Source organism: Agromyces sp. Leaf222 (assembly GCF_001421565.1).
GTDB lineage: Bacteria > Actinomycetota > Actinomycetes > Actinomycetales > Microbacteriaceae > Agromyces.
On the sequence record NZ_LMKQ01000001.1, the window covers coordinates 3,050,058 to 3,071,421 of the forward strand.

Annotated in this window: 10 protein-coding genes; 8 read left to right on the top strand and 2 right to left on the bottom strand. The window is 68.4% G+C overall.

Annotated features, from left to right (window positions below; all coding sequences use genetic code 11):
* The first annotated feature begins 72 nt into the window (after positions 1–72).
* The 5 genes from ASE68_RS13690 (at position 73) to ASE68_RS13710 (ending at position 10,259) form a co-directional block, all read left to right on the top strand.
* Complete coding sequence (locus ASE68_RS13690) at positions 73–4,377, top strand: glycosyltransferase (protein WP_157421651.1); 4,305 nt, start codon at positions 73–75, stop codon at positions 4,375–4,377.
* A 195-nt stretch (positions 4,378–4,572) separates the two neighbouring features.
* Positions 4,573–5,571 carry an FkbM family methyltransferase gene (locus ASE68_RS13695; RefSeq protein ID WP_162238278.1) on the top strand — a complete coding sequence of 333 codons (999 nt, stop codon included), beginning with the start codon at positions 4,573–4,575 and terminating at the stop codon, positions 5,569–5,571.
* Between the two features lie 162 nt (positions 5,572–5,733).
* Complete coding sequence (locus ASE68_RS13700) at positions 5,734–6,600, top strand: class I SAM-dependent methyltransferase (RefSeq protein WP_055859689.1); 867 nt, start codon at positions 5,734–5,736, stop codon at positions 6,598–6,600.
* Positions 6,601–6,783: 183 nt separating this feature from the next.
* Complete coding sequence (locus ASE68_RS13705; protein WP_055859691.1) at positions 6,784–8,901, top strand: acyltransferase family protein; 2,118 nt, start codon at positions 6,784–6,786, stop codon at positions 8,899–8,901.
* A 272-nt stretch (positions 8,902–9,173) separates the two neighbouring features.
* Positions 9,174–10,259 carry an acyltransferase gene (locus tag ASE68_RS13710; RefSeq protein ID WP_055859694.1) on the top strand — a complete coding sequence of 362 codons (1,086 nt, stop codon included), beginning with the start codon at positions 9,174–9,176 and terminating at the stop codon, positions 10,257–10,259.
* Between the two features lie 81 nt (positions 10,260–10,340).
* Here the strand turns inward: ASE68_RS13710 and ASE68_RS13715 are convergent, their stop codons facing one another.
* Positions 10,341–12,437: an acyltransferase family protein gene (locus ASE68_RS13715; protein WP_055859697.1), complete on the bottom strand. Its 2,097-nt coding sequence runs from the start codon at positions 12,435–12,437 to the stop codon at positions 10,341–10,343.
* Between the two features lie 238 nt (positions 12,438–12,675).
* Between ASE68_RS13715 and ASE68_RS13720 the strand changes: the two genes are divergently transcribed.
* The 3 genes from ASE68_RS13720 to ASE68_RS13730 are packed head-to-tail and all read left to right on the top strand — an operon-like array spanning position 12,676 to position 19,738.
* Positions 12,676–14,358: a CDP-glycerol glycerophosphotransferase family protein gene (locus ASE68_RS13720; RefSeq protein WP_055859700.1), complete on the top strand. Its 1,683-nt coding sequence runs from the start codon at positions 12,676–12,678 to the stop codon at positions 14,356–14,358.
* A 27-nt stretch (positions 14,359–14,385) separates the two neighbouring features.
* Entirely contained in the window at positions 14,386–17,052 is a 2,667-nt protein-coding gene (locus tag ASE68_RS13725) for a CDP-glycerol glycerophosphotransferase family protein (protein ID WP_055859703.1), read from the top strand.
* A gap of 34 nt (positions 17,053–17,086) precedes the next feature.
* A complete protein-coding gene (locus ASE68_RS13730; RefSeq protein WP_162238279.1) occupies positions 17,087–19,738 on the top strand; it encodes a CDP-glycerol glycerophosphotransferase family protein in 2,652 nt (883 codons plus the stop codon).
* Here ASE68_RS13730 and ASE68_RS13735 read toward each other — a convergent pair.
* Positions 19,728–21,317, bottom strand: a complete 1,590-nt coding sequence (locus tag ASE68_RS13735) for a glycosyltransferase family 2 protein (RefSeq protein WP_055859711.1) — start codon at positions 21,315–21,317, stop codon at positions 19,728–19,730. The genes ASE68_RS13730 and ASE68_RS13735 overlap by 11 nt on opposite strands.
* Between the last annotated feature and the right edge of the window lie 47 nt (positions 21,318–21,364).

Consider the following 21,364-nt stretch of genomic DNA (forward strand, 5'->3'; position numbering starts at 1 on the left):
GTTATGCCCATTTTCGCGACGGCAACAAGGCCGTCGTACCGACCGTTCGTTCCTGGAGTTGACTGAGCTGTGGTGTCTTTCTCGATGAGGTCGTTGAGGCGGGGAGGTCCCACCACGACGGACGGACGCTTCAACCTTCGACAGCAGGTCTTCCGAGTCGATTGGATCGACGGCAACTTCCGGTACGTCGTGTTCGGACGGCCGATCAGACATCTCTTCACGGACTCGAAGATCCTCGGCGGATATCTGCAGCTCCAAGAGTTCGAGGCGATGAACGGTCACGGCGCACGTCCTGACCGTCGTTCCTCGGATGCGGCCGAGAGCGCCGGCACGGCCGGCGTCCGGCCGTATTACGTCGACCCCGCAAGCCTGGAACGGTTGTCCGCTGACGACCTGTTCGCAGAACTGCAGCAGTACGACGTCATCTCGTTCGACATCTTCGACACGGCGCTCGTCCGCACTGTGGAGGCACCGAACGACGTCTTCCGGATCATGGGCGCTCGACTCGGAATCGCCGACTTCCTCGAAATGCGGAAGAACGCCGAATCGCACCTGCGGAATGTCAAGAACCAGATGCAGGGCACTCGTGAAGTCGTGCTGAGCGAGATCTACGAGCTCATGGCCGACCGGCATGGCGCCGAGCCAAGCTGGGAGCGTCTCGAAGAGGATCTCGAAGTCGAGTTGTCGAGGCCGAACCCACAGGTGAAGGATGTCTACGACCGACTGCGTCATCTGGGCAAGCGGCTCGTGTTCACGAGCGACATGTACCTGCCGCTGAACGTCCTGGAACGGATGCTCGCTCGCAACGGGTACGAGGGATACGAGCGGCTCTATCTGTCGAACGAGTACGGGCTGCGGAAGGGCGACGGGACTCTGCAACGGGTCCTCCTCGACGAGTACACGCCTGAGCGTTCGATCGTGCACATCGGCGACAACCTCGACGCGGACGTCGTCAAGTCCGAAGCTGTCGGCCTGCCTGCGATCTTCAATCCTGATGTGCGCGTGTTCCGTCGGGAGCCGGACATGGACAGCCTCGCAGGCAGCTTCTATCGAGCGGTGGTCAACAACCACCTCGGCTCAGGAACCTGGTCGAAGGGCCTCCACTACACCCACGGCTTCCGCGTGGGCGGGATCCTGGCGCTCGGATACGTCGAGTTCCTCGAACGACTCGCGCAGGAGAAGTCGATCGACAAGATCCTCTTCTGTGGGCGCGATTGCGACGTCATCTCGCGGATCTATACGCGTCACTACGGCAGGGTCGAAAGCGCGTACATCGATACATCGCGGTACGCGCAACTGGGAATCACCCTGGAGCAGAACTACCAGGAGTACATTCACCGTTCCTTCTTCAGGTGGCTCGGCGACTCCAACAACACGCGAACGATCGCGCAGGTCCTCACCGACACCGGGTTCGGTTACCTCGCTCCGCATCTGGAATCTGCCGACATCGAGCAGTACCTCTTCCCGGCTGGAGGCGACCCGAACATCATCCGACGGCGCCTCGAGCAGTTCTTCTGGGACCATCGCGACCTCGTCGTGGAGCACAACCGTGTGGGCGTCGATGCGGCGAAGGCATACTTCGCTCAGGCCATCGGGGATGCCAAGCGCATTCTGGTCGTGGACATCGGGTGGACGGGTACGTCCGCCATGACCCTGCGCAAGTTCTTCGCCGACTCCTTCCCCGAGGCCGGCTTGGAGGTGTTCGGTGCGCTGATGGGATCGAGCCGGTCGCGGGCCGCAACCGATGCGCTCTCCTCGGGGTTCCTGAGCGCGTACGTGCATTCGCCGCTCGCCAACATGGACCTGACGAGGTTCATGATGCCCGGAGGCCGCCAGCCAGTACGCAAGACCGATCTGCTGCACATGCCGCTGGAGTACCTCTTCACCGAGCCCAAGGCTTCGACGACCGGCTACGCGTTCGACGCGAACGGCAATCCGACCGCGACTCGAGGCAACAACGCCCCGCATAACGTGGAGCAGATCCTCGAGATGCAGGACGGCATGCTCGACTTCGTCGATGTATTCCTCGAGTACTCGGCGGGTTTCGCTGAACACCGGTTTGTCTCGCCATACGTGGCCTTCAATCCGCTGAGAGGTGCGATCGAGAATCCGCAGTACAGCCACCGCGTCTACAAGGACTTCCACTACGACGCGGCGCCGACCCTCTTCGCGGAGGATGTGACGTACGAGCGGTTCGGGACTCTCTTCGAGGCCGCCGGACAGATCCCGGTCACGGACGCACCCGAGCAGCCGTCTCACGACAGCCCTGAGGATGGGGCGGTTGCGGGCACCGGCCTCGGTCGCATCCTCTTCATCTCTCCGGAGATGATCCATGCAGGGGCGCCGCGAAGCCTCCTGCGCCTGTGCAAGGTCGCGGACTCGCTCGGCTACGAGCCGGTCGTATGGACGACGAAACTCGGTCCGTTCGCGGAAGAGTTCGAGACCCACGGGTTCCCGGTGCATGTGGTCGACCCCGCCGATGTGACGGACAGCAAGATCAAAGAACTCACGGCCGCCGGCGTCCGGCTCGTCGTCAGCAATACGGTCGCCACCGACGCGTACGTGCGGCGGTTCGAGGGCAGGATCCCGCTGGTCTGGTACGTCCGCGAAGCCTCCAATCTGCCCGACTTCCTGCGGTCGAACCCAGAGCGTGCCGACACATTGCGGCGGAGCACCAGCATCTGCTGCGTGAGCGATTACGCGGCAGCGGCCATCGCCGAATTCGCGGACGGGCCGATCACCGTCGTGAAGAATGCCGTCGAGGATGTGTCGAAGCTCGCGCTCCCCTACGAGCCCCGGCGCGGCGGGCGGCACAAGTTCGTGCAGCTCGGCACGATCGAGCAGCGCAAGGGCTACGACCTGTTCGTGGCCGCCTACAAGGCCATGCCGGAGGCCTACCGCGACCGCTCAGAGCTGCATTTCGCAGGTGGATTCATCAATTCGGGCACCAGTTTCGCCTCCTACGTTCTCGGTCAGGTGGAGCAGGAGGAGCACATCCATTACCACGGCCTCATCACCGGGGAACGTGCGAAGGTCGAACTGATGTCCCAGATGGATACGGTTGTCGTCGCGTCGCGTGACGAATCGTGCTCCCTCGTTGCGCTCGAAGGCACGATGCTCTCGAAACCGCTGATCGTGACCGAGAATGTGGGCGCCAAGTACGTGGTGACCCCGGAGAGTGGCCGCGTCGTCGCATCCGGTGAGATCGCGGCGCTCCGTGACGCGTACATGGCGATGATCGACGTGGACTCGCAAGCACTGTCGGACATGGGCGAGACGTCGCGCCGCGCCTACGACCAGGCTGCGAGCATGGATGCGCACCGACGTGATCTCGCAGACCTCTTCAGCCGCAGGATCGCTGCGGGCCCGGGCCGGAAACTGCCGCTGAGGGCCGTGCGACGGCGACCCACGCGGCGAATGGCCGGTGGACACGACCGGCCAGAACTGATCGTGTCGCTCACGTCGTTCCCTCAACGGATCCCGCTCGTCGGCACTTGCGTGGATTCCTTGCTGGCGCAGACGACGAGAGCGGATGCCGTCATTCTGTGGCTCTCCGCAGACCAGTTCCCAGGTCGGGACGCGGACCTCCCGGCAGAACTCCTGGCACGGGTCGGGGGTGCGTTCCGTATCGAATGGGTCGAGGGCAACCTGGGACCGCACAAGAAGTACTTCTATGCGGCGCAACGATATCCCCGAGCCCTCATCGTCACGGTGGACGACGACGCCGTCTACAGCCCCCATCTGCTTCGGAACCTCGTCGCGGGCCATGTCGAGCAGCCCCATGCCGTCATCAGCGATCGCGCCAACCTGGCCTTGTTCCGTCCGAACGGCGACTTCCGCTCGTACGACGGGTGGGCTTACAACGCCGGCCACCTCCGCGGCGCCCTCACATATCAGCTCTTGCCGACCGGTGTGGGCGGAGTGCTCTATCCGCCCGGAGCGATCCCCGCCGAGGCGTTCGATGTTCCCGCAATCGTCAAGACCTCGCTCTTCGCCGACGACCTGTGGCTCAAGGTGATGACCACCGCCAACGGGTATCCGGTGTGGATGCCGAAGGAGCGGTCGGGGTACCGGCTCATCGAGGAAGCGCAAGAGTCTGCGCTCTGGCGGGCCAACGCCTTCCAGGGCCACAACGATGCCGCACTGGTGCGCGTCCTCGACCACTTCGAGCACGCGTTCGGCTCCCGAACCCAGCTCGTGAACCGTGTGCGGGGAATCGCAGCGTCGGGAGAGTTCGTCGGACCTCGGACAGCCGACTTCACGAGGCTCCTCACGGAGAAATCCGTTCGACGATCAGAGGCAGGTTCCCCGCCGCAGGGTACATTCGTATCTGGTCGCGCTGGCGACGCGATCGATCGGTTCGAGGCCGTGAACTAGCAGAGTCCTGCCTCCCAGTGCGCGGCCGGATGAGAGAGACCAACGTGATGGCAGGACGTCTGAATGAGCACGAGTGAACGGATCCTCAACGACTTGGGGCGGTCGATCTTCGTCGACCCCGCCGACCCGCGTGCCACGGCACTCGCGGACTCGCGCGGTGATTTCAACCCCGGGTCTCTCGAGCTCTGGAATGCGTTGCTCTCGCTCGGCCCCGCCTGGGATCTCGCCGTCGACATCGGCGCGAACTACGGCGAGATGCTCGCCGGCAGCAAGGTGACTCCTGCATCACGCGTCGTGGCGATCGAACCGAATCCGATCATCATGCCGCTATTGGCTCGGACATGCGCTGAGCTCTCGTTCGCGGTCGAGTTGGTCGAGAAGGTCCTCTCCGACGGAGAAGCCGGCGGCCTTTCGTTCGCGATCGACAACTCGTGGTCTGGCACGTCGCACATCGTCACGGGCGGAGAGAGCGTCGATCTCGACCGATTCCAGGTCATAAACGTGGCATCGACGACCCTCGACGCACTTTTCCCTGCTGGCGCGGGTGCCGCTGTCATCAAGATCGATGTTGAGGGAGCGGAGGCGCAGGTGCTCCGTGGCGCCGAGCACTTCTTCGCTTCCTCGCAGCGGATCGCCGTCATGATGGAGATCTTCCACATGCCGGTGCAGGATCTGTGGGACCTTCAGAAGTCGCGCCCCTTCTACCTCTGGAATCGCGCTGCGGAGAAGCTGGTCGCCCTCGACGTGCGGAACGCGAACGAACTCGGTACCTTGCTCCACTCCGGCGAGTACTACCGTCAGGACGCCGTCATGCTGGCCGGCACGGGCGTCGAGTCATTCGACGCCGAGTTGCGTGCCCGCTTCGGCTCCACGCGCGACGCCGCGGAAAAGAAGGCCGCCGACGCTCGTCGTGAAGCTGACGACCGTGCCCGGACCCTCGCGGATATGAAGGCGGAGCTGGACGAGCGCGGCCGGGCGATCACGCGCCTGCGGGAACAGCTCACCGAGACGGAGCACGCACTCGTTCGCGCGAACGCCGAGCTCACCGAGCATTCACACCGCTCCGCGGCACTCGAGCGGGACCTGTCCGAGTCGAACGTTCGGCTCGAGATGTACCGGCGATCGCGAGCCCACCGGTTGGCGGCGTGGTACGTGAAGTCCGGTCGCGCGGTTCGACGACGTCTTCAGCGCTAGATCCGTCTCGTCGAGCCGAGCACGATGGCAATCGGATGCCGCGGGCGATCGTTCGCCCGCGGCATCCGTCGTTCACCGTTCGTTCGTCGTCTGCGACTACCATGCACGCATGCCCGCCATCGACGACCGCACCGGCTGCTCTCCCCGCTCCGGAGCGGGCCAATGGTGAAGTTCCTCCGTCGACGCACGTCGAACGCCGACCGCCTCGACCAGGTGGTCGCCTCGATCGAGGCGCTGCGCGCCGAGCTCGGCGAGGTGCACGGCCGCCTCGCCGACATCGAGCGATCCATCGCCGCGCTGCCCATGCGCGAGCTGAAGGAGCTTCGCGAGTCGACGCTGCCGACCGTCGTCTCCTCGCTGCGCCGAGCCATCACGCGCGCCGACCTCAACGGTTACGAACAGCTGATCGCGTGGACCGAACTGCGCGAGCACCTCGACCCGGCCGCACCGTTCATGCCGCCGCTCCGGGACTGGGCTGCCTCGCCCGACGCGCTGCGCGTGCTCGTGCGGTACGTCGACGAGACGCGACCGACGCTCGTCGTCGAATGCGGCAGCGGGTCGTCGTCGGTCTGGCTCGGCTATTCGGTGCAACGCGTGGGCGGACGACTCGTCGCACTCGAGCACGACGCCGGCTACGCCGAGCGCTCGCGGCGGCTCGTCGCCGAGCACGGCCTCGGCGATGTGGTCGACGTGCGCCTCGCCCCACTCGAACCGTGGCGCCCGGAGCCGGATGCGCCGTCGCAGCCCTGGTACGCCGCGGCGGCACTCGCCGACCTCGACGGCATCGGCCTGGTGTTCGTCGACGGCCCTCCGGCCGCGACGGGGCCCCATGCCCGCTATCCCGCCGTCCCGTCGCTGCTGGCCCGCTGCGTGCCCGGCGCGCGATTCGTGCTCGACGATGCGGCCCGCGATGAGGAGCGCGAGCTCGGCGAACGCTGGCTCGCCGAGAATCCGAGCCTCGGCTTCGAGCGCCTGACGGCTGAGAAGGGCCTCGACGTGTTCACCGTCGGCGGGGGCACTCGTCGGTGACGGCCTCGGCACGACCCGGGTCGCACAAGCCACGACGGTGCAGGCATGTGGCGGCCGGCACCCGCCGAGGCGGCGGGCTGGTACGGGCGTTCGCCCGCGGCATCCGTCGTCCACGGGTTTCGTTCCGATCGCCCGACTAAGATCCCAGAGGCCGTTGAAGTACAACCGGCCGGACTGAGAGTGATGACGAGCCGACCCACGCCGCCGACCGACGCCCCGAACCGGGGTCTGCGCCGCGACATCCAGGGTCTGCGCGCCTTCGCGGTGATCGTGGTGGTGCTCGACCACCTCGTGCACTGGCCGCGCGGCGGGTTCGTCGGCGTCGACGTGTTCTTCGTCATCTCCGGCTACCTGATCACGTCGCACCTGCTGCGCGAGCTCGAGCGCAGCGGACGCCTGTCGCTCTCGGGCTTCTACCGTCGCCGAATCCGCCGCATCGCCCCGGCGGCCACCGTGACGATCGCGGTCACGGTCGCGATCTCGCTGCTCGTGCTGCCGCGCACGCGCGCCGTGTCGACGGCGATCGACGGCGTCTGGGCCTTCATCTTCGGCGCCAACTGGCGCATGATGCTCGTCGGCACCGACTACTTCCAGCTCGGCCTGCCGCCGTCGCCGCTGCAGCACTTCTGGTCCCTCTCGGTTGAGGAGCAGTTCTACTTCGTCTGGCCACTGCTCACGATCGGCGTCTTCGCGTGGGTCGCGTGGCGGGCGCGCACCAGGGTCGCGAGCATCGGCGGCACCGCTGCCAACGAGACGATGCCCGGCGCCGCACGTTCGGCGCGACCCGCCGTGCTCTGGATGTTCGGGGCACTCGTCACGGCATCGTTCGTCTGGGCCTGCCTCGAGACCGTGACCAGTCCGACCACGGCGTACTTCTCGACGCTGACGCGCGCATGGGAACTCGGCGCGGGTTCGCTGCTCGCGGCCGTGCTCATGCGACCGGTCGTGCTCCCGTTCGCCGCCCGCATCGCGCTCGGCTGGGTCGGACTCGCCGGACTCGTCGCGAGCGTCTTCGTCATCGACGCCGCGTCCGCGTTCCCGGCGCCGGCTGCGGCCATGCCGGTGCTCGCGACGATCGCGGTCATCGTGGCCGGCACGGGTACCGCAGACCGCCGGTACCCGTTCGCGCTCTGGCCGCTCACGAACCGCGTGAGCACGTACCTCGGAGACATCTCGTACTCGCTGTACCTGTGGCACTTCCCCGTGATCGTGCTGCTCGCCGCGTTCCTCCCGACGGACTCGCGCCGATACCTCGTCGTCGCGATCGCCCTCACGGCCGTCGCATCGGTGCTCTCCTATCACTTCATCGAGCAGCCGGTCCGCCGTTCACGCTGGCTCCTGGGCGGCACGGCGCAGGCCGACCCGCGGCGCCGCCGACGTACGGCGATCCTGGTCTCCGCCGGCGCGGCGGCCGTCCTCGTCGTGGCCTCGCTCGGCGCTGCACGGCTCGCGGCGCCGGAACCGGTTCCCCCGGCCGCCGAGATCGACTCCGGATGCTTCGGGGCGGCGGCCTCCCCCGCATCGAGCGCAGACTGCCCGACGCCGACCGAGCTCACGGCGAGCGAGGTGCTGCCGTCGATCGACGCACTCGCCGACGACACCGGCGGGGGCTACTTCTGCTGGCGCACGCAGGGCGGCCCACTCGAGAGCTGCACGTTCGGCTCGGAGGCACCGGATGCCACGCGCGTCGCCCTCGTCGGCGACAGCCACGCGGCCGCGATGGTGCCGGCCGTGCGCGAGGCCGCGGCATCCGAGGACTGGTCGGTCGACACCTACCTCGGATACGGGTGCCAGTGGCGCGACCAGCCCGCCGACAGCGACTGCGACACCGTCGCCGACGAGACGCAGGCGCTGCTCGTCGACGGCGAGTACGACCTCGTGCTCACGACGGCCGCCCGCTGGACCATCGACGATGCACCCCTCGACTCGTTCACGAGCAGGTGGAACGAGGTCGCCGCCACCGGCGCCCAGGTGGTCGTGATCGCCGCGGCGCCGACCGTGCCGGAGTCGAACTTCGAGTGCCTCGCCAGGGTGGGCGCGAACGTGGCCGAATGCGGCACCGATCGCGACGAGGCGCTGAACCCGCCCGACCGCCTGCTCGAAGCCGCGGCCGTCGCCTCGGACGGCGTCTCGACGGTCGACCTCACCGACGCCTACTGCGACGACGCCCGATGCCCGGCCGTCATCGGCAACGTCATCGTCGCGCGTGACGCCGCCGGCCATCTCTCCGGCACGTACTCGGCGACGCTCGGGCCGCTGCTCGCGGAACGGGTCAGGGCGGCCGTCGACCCCGCTCCGTAGGCGTTCGGCGCCCTGCGAGGCGCGGCGAGAGGTCACGATTCGTGAACGGCATGGCCCCAATCCGAGGGACAGGGGTCGCGCGATCGCAACACGGCGCGGCTCAACCTCCCGCAGATCCTTGGTCTGATCTGGGAAAATGGCACGGGCGGAGCCGCTCCGGCCCCAGCGCCCGAGCCTCGATCGGATGCAGAAGCATGGTTTTTACGGGTTATTCTGCAAGCCGCGCGGCTCGCGCCGCCACCACCACGGAACCGAACGACCAAGGAACCCGATTGTCGACCACAGCCGAACCGAGCGACGCGCCGTCCACCGCGCTGCGCAGAGACGGCGACCCGGCCGACGGCCGACGAGACGGTTCCGACCGAGACGGCACGGCCCTCGCGACGCCCCCGCAGGCGGCATCCGACCCGAGGCCCACGGGCGCGCGCAGCACCGCACTGAACCTGCTCCGCGTCGCGACGGTCGCGACGATCGTGATGACGCACAACTGGCAGGAGTGGTGGTCGGCCCCCTGGTTCTTCACGTGGCACACTGTGATCTTCTTCGTGCTCACCGGCTACTTCTGGAAGCCCGACCGCCCGCTCCGAGCGGACACCGTTCGTCGGGCACGCAACCTCCTCGTCCCGTACCTCTCGTGGCTGCTCATCGTCACCCTCGTCTTCCAGACGGTGCACCTCGTGAAGACCGGCTCCCTCGACGTCGAGTGGCTCGGCCGCGCCGCCTTGGGCGGCGCTCACGCAGGCCGCCCGTACTCCACGTTCTGGTTCATCACCGCGCTCTTCTTCGCGGCCGTGCTGATGCGCTGGCTCTCACGCGTCGCCCCGGCTCTCGTGTGGATCGTGGCGGGCGCAGGCGTCGTCTGGTGCGCGGTCGACCGCTGGTCCATCGCGACGATCCCGCTCAGCCTGGGTCTCGCCCTTCCGGCGATGGCGTTCGTGGCGATCGGACACCTGTTGAAGACGCACCGTCACCGGATCCGGCGCCCGATGCTCGTCGGGCTCCTGCTGGCGGTGCCGGCGCTCCTCCTCGGCGGATTTGGCCTCATCGCGCCGATCAACCTGAAGTACGGGAACCTCGGCGACCCGATCCTCAGCCTGCTGATGGGCGCCTCGATCTCCTGCGGCCTGATCCTGATCGCCGAGTCGATCGAACGGTACCTGCCGATGTGGTCGGCCCGCCCGGCGGCCCTCCTCGCGGCGGTCGCGATGCCCGTCATCCTCGGGCACACGCTCGTGCTCTGGATCACCGAGCAAGCGGGCCTCGAACCGTCGAAGCTGACCTTCGCCCTGGCCTACGCGATCCCGCTCGGAATCGGGCTGCTCGTGACACGCACGCCGCTGCGTCGCATCCTGCTCTGACGTCCCACGGTCGGCGAGGCAGCCCGCCGCTCGTCAGGCACCGGTCACCGGTGGATGCGCGGCGACCGCCGAGCGGACACCTCAGTTCGTGCCGATCAGGCCCTCGATCGGAGCGACCAGGTCGGGTGCGAGCGTCTCCGCGAACGTCGCCGTCATGTGGTGCGCATCGAAGTACGCGATGAGTCCGCCGATGACCCCGTAGCAGGCGCCCGCACCGCACAGCCGGTCATTGAGGTCGACCACGGCGATTCGCGAATCGTCGATCGATTCGGCGGCATCCGCCATCGGATCGACGGCCAGGGCGCCCAGGCTGCTGTCGCACGCGGCGACGTCGTCGAGATGCTGCGCGACGCAGTCCGGTACGACGCCCTTCTCCGAGGCCGGGGTGTCCCGGAGCACGAGCACCGGGATGTCGGCATCGAGCCAGGTGCGCAACGTCGTGTCGTAGGCCCCGATCGCGGCGACCTGCGTCTCGGGCATCGTCATGCCCACGAGCGGCGACGACGTTCGGTTCGAGGTCACCACCAGGTCGTAGTCGCCTTCGGCGATCTCGCCGATGGCCCGCTCGTTCCAGGCCGTGCAGTTCTCCGTCTGCGCCGGAGTCGACATCTTGATCGGGTCGAGCACGGTGTAGCAGAGGCTGATCAGGTAGGTGGTGATGGAGAGGTTCTCCGCCTCGGCGACGCGTTGCAGGGCCGGGAGCCAGTGCCCCGCGTGCGAGTTGCCGATGAGCGCCACGCGGCGTGCCCCTGGATCGGAGGTCCCGTAGTGACAGGTGGTCCAGGTGCTCAGGTCGCCCAGTACCCAGCAGCCGTCGGCGTACGCTGCCGACCGGTCGCCGGCCGCGGTCGCCGGATCCACGAGCAGTTCGTCGCCGTGCGGCTCGCACCCGGCGTCGCGCATCGCCGCCGCGCCGAGGCACGACCCGGCCGTGGCAAGTGCAGCCGCCGCACGAGCCTGCGCCTGCGCCTGCATGCGATCGGTCAGCGCGAGCACCCCGAGCGATGATGCGACGACGACCGCCATGATGACGATCATCGCGACGAAACTGCCCCGGAGCCTCGTTCCGAACGCCCGACGGCCCCTGAACCGGTCCTCGATCCACCGCTGACTCGCGAACGAGAGCACAAGCACGATCGCGATCGTCACGAGCTTGTCCGTCCAGGTGCTCTCGCGACCCACGATGAACGGGAGCAGCACCACCGCCGGCCAGTGCCACAGGTAGGCGCTGTACGAGACGTTTCCGAGCCACTGCACCGGGCGGAGCCCCGCGAGCCGGAACGGGGAGCCGGCACCGGTCGGTTCGGAGGCGCTGATGACGAGGACCGTGCCGAGCACGGGCGCGAGCGCGAGCCAGCCGGGGAACGCCATGGCGCCCGTGATGAAGACCGCCGCCGCGGCGATCACCGCGTACCCGGACCAGGCGATGACGGCCGAGAGTCTCGGACGGATGGCGAGGAACCCTGCGATGGCCGGCGCGACGAAGGCGAGCAGCCCACCGGCGCCCAGCTCCCAGACCCTCGACCATGTCACGAAGTACGCCGGGGCCGGGTCCGTGGCCACGAGCACCACCGACGCGATGAACGATGCAGCCACCAGGGCACCGACCGCGGTCCCGAGCACGGCCCTTCGGCGGCGGACCGCGAACAACGCGACCACGAAGAAGATGATCGGCCAGACGACGTAGAACTGCTCCTCGACCGACAGCGACCAGTAGTGCTGCACCGGCGAGGCCGCCGCATCGGCGGCGAGATAGTCGACCGACTCCGTGGCCAGGTACCAATTCTCGACGTAGAGCCCGGCGAAGATGCTCTGCATCGCGGTCGTGCGCCAGAGCGTGGTCGGAGCGATGAGTACGGTCGCCACCAGCGCCGCGACGATCACCACGCCGCTCGCGGGAAGCAGGCGACGAATCCGCCGGCCCCAGAACTCGGCGAGCGCGCGCGGCGAGTTCGTCGGGGACGAGAGCAGGTGGGAGGTGATCAGGAATCCTGAGATCACGAAGAAGACGTCGACGCCGATGAAGCCGCCTGGCAACCGCGCGGGCCAGAAGTGGTAGACCACCACGAGGCTCACCGCGATCGCCCGGAGCGCCTGGATGTCCCGCCTCGGCGAGGTCGCCGACTCGCGGCTCGAGCGCACGCGCTCGGCACTCTCGATCGCGGGTGATGTGGTCATTGGGCCGTATCCGGTCGTGGCGCGCACCGGAAGGCCGGCCGATTTCGGTGGGACCGGCCAGATTCTACGGCAGCGCGCGTGCGGAGCCGAATCGGAGCGGCAGCACGAAGCCATCGGGTCGCTCCGTCGCAATGGAACGGGTGACGTCGAATCCGCAGAGCAGCCGCAGGATCGATGACGTCGAATTCGCAGAATCGGATCGGCTCGTTACGCTTCATCAGGCAGGTTGGAGGATTTCGTGACGGTGAACAGCGTCGGAACACTGCATGTCCCGCGCCGAGGGTCGCTAGGCAGGCGCCTGCGGACCGCCCGTGTCGACGAGGTCCTCGGTGGGATCGCCGCGGTCATCACCCTCGTGCTCGCATCCCTCGGTTGGAACCTGGCCGCGGTGGCCGGTCTGACGCTCATCACGGCGGTGATGCTCGCCCTGACCGTTCGGCGAGTCGTGCCGACGATCTCGACCTTCGCCATCGGCCGAGCGGTGCTCGTGATGGTGGCGGCATCCGCGTCGGCCGAGCTCTGGGGCGCCGCCTGCCTCCTCCTCCTCGGGCTCGTCGCCGAGGCGGTCTGCGCGCGGATCCTCCGGGCGCAGGCGCCCCTCGCATCGAACCTGCCCGGCTGCAGGCTCAGCGAGCCCCGCAGGCTCGGCGGCGCTCCCGCCCAACTGTCCTCGTTCGTCGCGATCGCGCTCGTCGCGTGGCTCGGGCTCGCCGGGGCGCCGTGGTGGGCCACGGCGATCGCGGCCGCTGCGCTCGTCGTCGTTGCGGTCCTCGCGGTGCTCGGGCTCATGCGGATCCGCGAACGGCGATTCGACGCGAGCCGCATGCGCGCCGCGCTCGACGCGCTCGAGCCGGAGTTCGTCGTGCACTGGGACGCGCAGCCGTCCACCGCCTACCAACTGCGAATGTGGCTGCCGTACCTCGAGGCGCTCGGCCGCCCGTACTTCGTGATCGCGAGGAATCCCGACAGCTACCCCGAGGCGGTTGCGACCACCTCTCGGCCGGTGGTGTATCGGCCCGAGCTCGAAGACCTCGAGGACGTCGTGCTGCCGTCCCTGCGAGCGGCGTTCTACGTGAACAATGCGACGCGGAACGTGCATCTCATCCGATTCATCGGCATGCGACACGTGCAGTTGAACCACGGGGAGAGCGACAAGGCGCCGAGCTACAACCCGTCGCTGCGCGCCTATGACCTGAACTTCGTCGCGGGACAGGCCGCTGTCGATCGGTTCGCCGCGCACGGCATCGCGACGAACGACGACTTCTTCCGCATCGTCGGGCGTCCCCAGGCTGCGGAGATCGCATCCGCCGATGGCGTCGACACCGCCCCGCCGAAGGTGGCGATGTACGCCCCGACGTGGGCCGGTTTCCATGCCGACTCCGCATACAGCTCACTCGCGGCGGGCGAAATGATCGTGACCGCCCTGCTCGCCCGCGATCTGACGGTCGTCTTCAGGCCGCATCCGCACACCGACCTCGACCCGGCCCTGCGCGAGCACGCGAACCGGGTGCGAGACCTTCTCGAAGAGGATCGGCGCACGACGGGGCGCGATCACCTCGTGGGCCGGCGACCCGAGCGCGAGCTGAGCCTGGCGGAGTGCTTCAACGCCGCTGATCTCCTGATCACCGACGTGTCGAGCGTCGCCGCCGACTTCCTCGCCTCGGGCAAGCCGTTCGCCGTCTCGCAGATGATGTCCGGACCCGAATCGGCTTCGGGGCCGCCCGAAGCCGCGCTCGTGTCGGGCGGCTACCCGTTCGGGCCGACTCCCACCGGGCTCGCGACGGTGCTCGATACGATGGCCGCAGATCCGCTCCGCGAGGACCGGCTCCGGCTCCGCACCTACGTCCTGGGGCCTTCCGGTCCGGATGCCGTCGACGCGTTCACCTCCGCGGCGCTTCAGGCCCTCGAACCTCGGCGCTAGCCCCGCCACTCCAGAGAGAGCATCGATTTGCAGTTCACCCTGATCTCCGCCGTCTACAACGTCGCGCGATACCTCCCCGAGTTCTTCGCCTCACTCGAAGCGCAGACCTACGGGATCGACGAGGTCGAGGTGATCCTCGTCGACGACGGGTCGACAGACGAGTCCGGCGCGCTCTGCGACGCATTCGCCGAGCGGCACCCGAGCGTTCGGGTGATCCATCAGCAGAACGGCGGCCAAGGCGCCGCGCGGAACGCCGGACTGCGGGCCGCCGCAGGCTCGTGGGTCAGCTTTCCCGACCCCGACGACGTCCTCGCCGCCGACTACCTCGAGCACGTCGCCGCGTACATGGCACGACCGCATCGCATCCAGCCCGCCGTCTACGCCGCGCACATCCAGATGTGGGACGAAGCGACGGGTGAGATCTCGGATTCGCACCCCGGCGCGTTCCGCTTCTCCGCCGGCAGCGTCGATGTCGATCTCAACGGCAAGCCGAACTTCATGCACGGGCACGTGAACCTCTCGTTCTTCGAGCTCGACCGCCTCCGCGAACTGGGTTCGGAGTTCGATTCGGCGCTGCGCACCAGGTTCGAGGATGCCGCGTTCCTCGCGCAGTACCTGGTCGAGGCGGAGACGCCCTCCCTGGGGCTCGTCGATGAGGCGCATTACCTCTACCGCAAGCGCTCCGACGGGTCGTCGACGCTGCAGGGCTCGCATTCGGATGTCCGCACCTACGAGGCCATCGCGAAGCACGGATACCTGCCGCTCATCACGCACGCAGAGGCGCGCCACGGCATCGTGCCGTCGTGGCTGCAGGCCTTCATCGTGTACGACCTGCTCTGGCTGATGAAGGCCGACGCGGATCGCGACACGACGCGACACGTTCCGGCCGCGACCTTGGCTGCGCTGCGCGAGGACATCGTCGAGGTACGGGCACACCTCGACCTCGCGAGCATCATCGGCTTCGACATGGCGGGGTTCGGCTACTGGCTGCGCGAGACGCTCGCATACGGGTTCGACGCGCGTCCCCACGTCGGCGACGTCTACGTCGCATCGGTCGACGCGGTGCACGACCTCGTCGAGCTCAAGTACTCGTACTTCGGCGCTGCTCCCGCCGAGCGGTTCCTCGTCGGCGGCCGCGAGGTCCGGCCGCACCACGCGACGACGGTCGTGCGGCGGATCTTCGGCGCCGAACTCTCGCACGAACGCCGCGTCTGGGTCTCGGCCGCGGGCGTCCTGCGCGTCGTGTTCGACGGCTCGTTCGCCCGCATCGCCCTCGGCAGCCCCGGCGCGAGCGAGCACAAGCTCCGTCGACGGGATGTCGACCTCCACATCGAGGCGCGCGGCGAGCGCCCGTCGGCGTTCAGGGACGTCGACCTCGGCGCCAGGAGGCGGGTCCGAGCATGGGCCGGACGCGCGGTCCGCGGCATCCGTTCCTGGCTCGCGCCCGCTGCCATCGGCGACCGCGCTCTCGCGTTCGAGACGATGCTCCCGTGGGTCCGGCGACGATTCGCCGGGAGCTGGGTGCTCATGGACCGCGACACCGAGGCGAATGACAGCGCCGAGGTGCTCTACGAGTGGATTCGCGACCACGAGCCGACGCAGCGCATCTGGTTCGTGCTGCGCCGGGAGTCGACCGACTGGCCGAGGCTGAAGGCGGCGGGGTTCAAGCTCATCCCCTACGGCTCGCATCAGTGGAAGCTCCTGCTGCTCCTCGCCGACGAGCTGATCTCGACCCACGCGGACGCGTATGTGACGCATCCGCTGCCGACGCCCCGGTACGGACCGCCGCGCTGGCGCTTCACGTTCCTGCAGCACGGCATCATCAAGGGCGACCTCTCGGGGTGGTTGAACCCCAAGCCGATCCGCACGTTCGTCACCTCGACGGAGGACGAGTACCGCTACATCATCGGAGACGGACCGTACCGGTTCTCGTCGCACGAGGTTCGCCTGACCGGGCTCCCGCGTCACGATGCGCTGCTGCGCAAGAGCACCGCGCTGCCCGCCGATCAGGTCGAGTACCTCGTCATCGCCCCGACGTGGCGCAAGCATCTCCTCGGAACGGCGGTCGGTGCATCCCAGCGTCGGCACCATCGAGACGACTTCATGGAGACCGAGTTCGCGCGCGAATGGCGTGCGCTGGTGACCTCGCCCGAGCTGAAGGCCGTCGCCGAACGGCACGGGCTCAAGATCCTCTACCTGCCCCACCCGAACCTGCAGCTCTACATCGAGGACTTCGATCTGCCCGCACACGTCGAGGTCCGCCGATTCGGCATCGACGACATCCAGGATGTCGTCGCACGCTCGGCGATGATGATCACGGACCACTCCTCGGCCGCCTTCAACATGGCGTACCTGCAGCGCCCGGTCGTCTACTTCCAGTTCGACGACGCCGACTACTGGCAGCACCACATCGAAGGACGCGGGTACTACGACTACGAGCGCGACGGATTCGGCCCGGTGGTCGACCGACGCGACGACGTCATCTCGGCGGTGGAGACGCTGGTCGGCGACGGCGCGGCGCGCGAGAAGTATGCGGCCAGGGCCGCCGAGGCGTTCCCTGTCCGCGACGGGCGGAACAGCGAACGCGTCTTCCATGCGATCCGGTCCGCCGGGACGCCGATCCCTCGCTCCACCGCGAGCAGGGCGGCGCCCCTCGACTCCTGGTCGGGAGCCGATGCCGTCCAGCCTCGATGACCAACCCGCGGAGGCCGGTTCTATGATCGATCGGGTGCCGTACACCTTCACGCTCGTCTCCGCCGTCTACGACGTGGATCGCTACCTCGACGAGTTCTTCGCATCGCTGGTCGCCCAGACCTACGGGTTCGATCGCATCGAGGTGATTCTCGTCGACGACGGTTCGACCGACGATTCGCTCGCGCGGTGCCGGGCGTTCGCCGACGCGCATGCGAACGTGCGGGTGATCGCGCAGCGGAACGCCGGCCAAGGCGCCGCGCGCAACGCCGGCCTCGCCGTGGCATCCGGAGAGTGGCTGACGTTCGTCGACCCCGACGATGTGCTCGATGAGCGGTACTTCGCCGCGATCGACGGCCTCATGGCCGCGTCGACGGCCGAGGCGCCGACGATGTTCGGCGGGCACACGATCATGTGGAACGAGGAGACGGGGGTTCGCAGCGACACGCACCCCACCGCGTTCCGATTCCACGACGGCGACGTGGTGGTCGACCTCGATGAACGGCCCAACTTCATCAGCGGCCAGGCGCCGCTGGCCTTCGTCCGAACGGCGATCGTGCGCGAGCAGGGCATCAGCTTCGACGACCGCCTTCGTACGCGGTTCGAGGACGGGAAGTTCGTCTCGGACTACCTGCTGGCCGCCGGCCGCGCCGTGCTCGGCCTTGCCGCCGACGCACGGTACTACTATCGCCGTCGCGCCGACGGGTCGTCGACGCTGCAGCTCGCGCGCAGCGACGTCCGAACGTACGAATCCGTCGCCGTGTACGGGTACCTGCCCCTCATCGAGCGGGCGGTCGAACGGCACGGCGCGGTTCCGATGTGGCTGCAGACGCTGATCGTCTACGACCTGCTCTGGCTCATGCTCGTCGACGAGCGGGACTCGGCCGCCTCGGCGACGGTGCCGGCCTCGGTGCTCGCGACCTTCTCGTCGGACGTCGAGCGCGTCATCGCGGCCCTGGATCGCGAGGCGATCCTCGGCTTCGACCTCATGCGGTTCCCCCTGTTCCTGCGATTCTCGCTGGCCCAGCGGATCGGCGCCGATTCTGGGCGCCTGCCCGTGTCCGTCGATGGGATCGATGACGCGCGCGGACTCGTGCGAGTGCGGTTCGCGTTCACCGGCGAACGCCCTCGAGTCGCCTTCTCGCACGACGGGGCGCCGATCGAGCCGAGGTACGAAGGCGCCATCGTCCGGAGGATCTTCGGACGCACCGGCGTCTCGGAGTACCTGGCCTGGGTCGCCTCCGACCGCACGGTCGCCATCACCATCGACGGCGAGCCCGCACCCGTCGTCGCCGCACCCGCCCAGTCCACGCACGACGTCCTCGATGCCGACCTGATCGACGGCGTCCGTTCCGAGCTTGCGAAGGCGTCGCCACCGCTCTTCCGGCCGCGAGTCGGCGCGCTGCGGCTGCTCCGGTCGGTGGCGGGCCACACGCTGCGCGGACTCCGTCATCGCGGCCTGAAGTGGGCGCTCGCCGACCTCGCGGTCGCGGCCGAACTGCGACTGCCGGGCAACCGCCGCAAGTACCTCGATGCTTGGGCCGTCATGGATCGCGAGTGGGATGCCAACGACAGCGGCGAGGAGCTCTACCGCTGGATCCGCGCCAACCATCCCGAGGTCAACGCGTGGTTCGTCCTGAGCGCCGATTCGCCGGACTGGCAGCGGTTGAGCGCCGACGGCTTCTCGCTCGTCGCCTACGGATCGCGGCAGTACCGGGTGCTCATGCTGTTGGCGTCGGAGCTCGTCTCGAGCCACGCCGATGCCCCGATCGTGAACCCGTTCCGACGACGGTACGGCCGTGAGCCGTGGCGGTTCACGTTCCTCCAGCACGGCGTCATCAAGGGCGATCTGTCGGGTTGGCTGAACAGCAAGCCCATCGACACGTTCGTCACCTCGACTCCCGACGAGTACGCGTACCTGAGCGGCGCAGGGCCCTACACGTTCACCGAGCACGAGGTGCGCCTCACGGGCCTCCCCCGCTTCGACGCGCTCTCGCGAAAGGCCGACGCACGCTCCGGACCTCCGCTCGACATCGTCGTCGCCCCCACGTGGCGTAAGTCGCTCTCGACGGGCCTCGCCGTCCGTTCGCAGCGCCACGCTCGCACCGACGGGTTCATGGAGAGCGAGTTCGCGCGCACCTGGAAGGCGTTCATCACCTCGCCCGCGCTGCGCGAGCTGGCCGAGTCGCGAGGGCTGCGCATCGTCTTCATGCCGCACCCGAACCTGCAGCAGTACCTCGATGAGTTCGATCTCCCGGCCGACATCCACATCGCCCGGTACGGGGACGACGACGTGCAGGAGATCGTCGCCGGGGCCGCGGTGCTCGTCACCGACTACTCCTCGATCGCGTTCAACTTGGCTTACCTCGAGCGTCCAGCGGTGTACCTGCAGTTCGACCGGGAGCAGTACTGGGCCGAGCACACCGAGCGGCCGGGGTACTTCGACTACGAGACGCACGGCTTCGGTCCGGTGACGGATGACGCGGCGCAGGCGATCGATGCGCTCGCGAGCGTGCTCGACGGCGAGGCGCCCGAGTACGCCGAGCGTGCCCGTCGCACCTTCCCGGTGCGCGATGGCCGCAATTCCGAGCGCGTGTACAACGCGATCGTGAGCGCCGGCACGCGGATTCCGGCCGACGAGCTCGTGGTCGCGGCCGAGCCGGACCGGTGGGAGCCCCCTACGCGGTAGTCCGCGGCGCGACGACGACCTCGATCGGCACATGGGGGCTCGGGTGAGCCGTGACCGTCACCGAGGCGCCCGACTCGAGGACCCAGGTCCTCGCCGCGCCGTTCAGCCAGTCGAGATGGGCGTGGCCCGCCGGCGTACGTCGCTGCAGTCCGCCGACGGTCACCGTCAACTGCAGGCACGATGGCTGCGTGGTCGCGGAGCCGAGTGGAAGGTGCGCCTCGAACTCACCGGTCGTGGGGTCGTGCATGACGATCGTCGCCTCCGCGGGCTCGCCGCGACCTCCGACCAGGCTCAGCTCGGGCACCGGATGGGGCGCGGGAGTGCCGGCGAGTCGTGCGTGGCCGCGCACGTGCAGTTCGGGTCCGCCGGGGGTGTCGACGACTTCGCCGCCGGCGAAACCGTGAAGCAGGCGCACGGCAGCGGCCGGGGTCGACTCGACGTCGGTGTCGACGTCCACCGGGAACTCGAATCGCAGGCCCTCGGCCGTCGCACCCACGAAGAAGTCGGATGCCTCGTGGGAGCGGAGTACCGCGCGGAGGCCGAGCAGGTCGGCGTGACGATCATGCTCGAGCAGGTGAACCGCGGTGTGCCGCTCAGCGGTGACCCTTGAGTACGCGCCGTCAGGCGCGGAACGCGCGAGCTCTCGGGCGGCGTCGCGCAGGATCGCCCAGTACTCGGGGTCGGCGATCGCGTCGTTGCCGAGGTACCAGTGCACGTGGGTCGCGTAGAGGGTCCAGTACCACCCGCGCATCACGGAGTCGGGAGCGTGCTCCGAGCGGAGCGCCTCGAGCGTGAGCAGCCAGGCCGACACGCGATCGCGCAGGTCGCGCAGGTCTTCGGGGCGCTGGCTGATCGACGATCGGTCGTCGCGCGCCCGGTAGTCGTACGTGATGTCGGTCAGCACGTCGATGCTCGACGCCCGGAGGAGCATGAGCGCGATGAGCGGCTGGTCCTCGTAGATGGCGTCTCGCCGGAACCCCAGGTGCTGCGCCCGCCAGAAGTCGGTGCGGAAGATCTTGCCGCACGGGTAGTTGTTGCGGAGCAGCTCCGGCATCTGCGCGAGCGTCACCCCTGACCGTGCCTCCGAATGCACGTCGCCGACCCAGGCCGGCACCCAGACGCGGGAGCTGTCGAATCGACGGAACGCACCGACCGCGATCTCCGAGCCGGTGCCTTCAGCAGAGGCGACGAGCCGTTCGAGCGCATCCGCGGGCATCAGGTCGTCGGAATCGAGGAATGCGAGGTAGCGGCCACGCGCCAGCCCGATGCCCCGCTCGCGGGCGGGCCCCGGTCCGGCATTCGACTGGCGGACCACCCGGATCCGCTCGTCGAGCAGCGCCCGACGGCGTGCGATCCGGTAGGAGCGATCGTGGGACCCGTCGTCGACGAGGATGATCTCGATCTCGCGCAGCGTCTGCGCGGTGATCGAGTCGACGGTCTCGCCGAGGTACGCCTCCACGTCGTAGACCGGGACGATGACGCTGACGAGCGGCTCGGGCCGCGGCCCGACACGTCGTACCGCGGCTCTGGCGGCCCTTCGGAGCCGACCGGCCATCGAGCGGAGGCGGTGCAGGGGCATCCCCCGATCCTATTCGCCTCTGGCGGAGCCCTCATGGACCGGCAGCT

What these genes read in the sequence shown, in the direction of transcription:
- ASE68_RS13705 (WP_055859691.1), top strand. Translation starts at nt 6,784, where the DNA reads ATGACGAGCCGACCCACGCCGCCGACCGACGCCCCGAACCGGGGTCTG.
- ASE68_RS13735 (WP_055859711.1), bottom strand. Translation starts at nt 21,317, where the DNA reads ATGCCCCTGCACCGCCTCCGCTCGATGGCCGGTCGGCTCCGAAGGGCC.
- ASE68_RS13700 (WP_055859689.1), top strand. Translation starts at nt 5,734, where the DNA reads ATGGTGAAGTTCCTCCGTCGACGCACGTCGAACGCCGACCGCCTCGAC.
- ASE68_RS13715 (WP_055859697.1), bottom strand. Translation starts at nt 12,437, where the DNA reads ATGACCACATCACCCGCGATCGAGAGTGCCGAGCGCGTGCGCTCGAGC.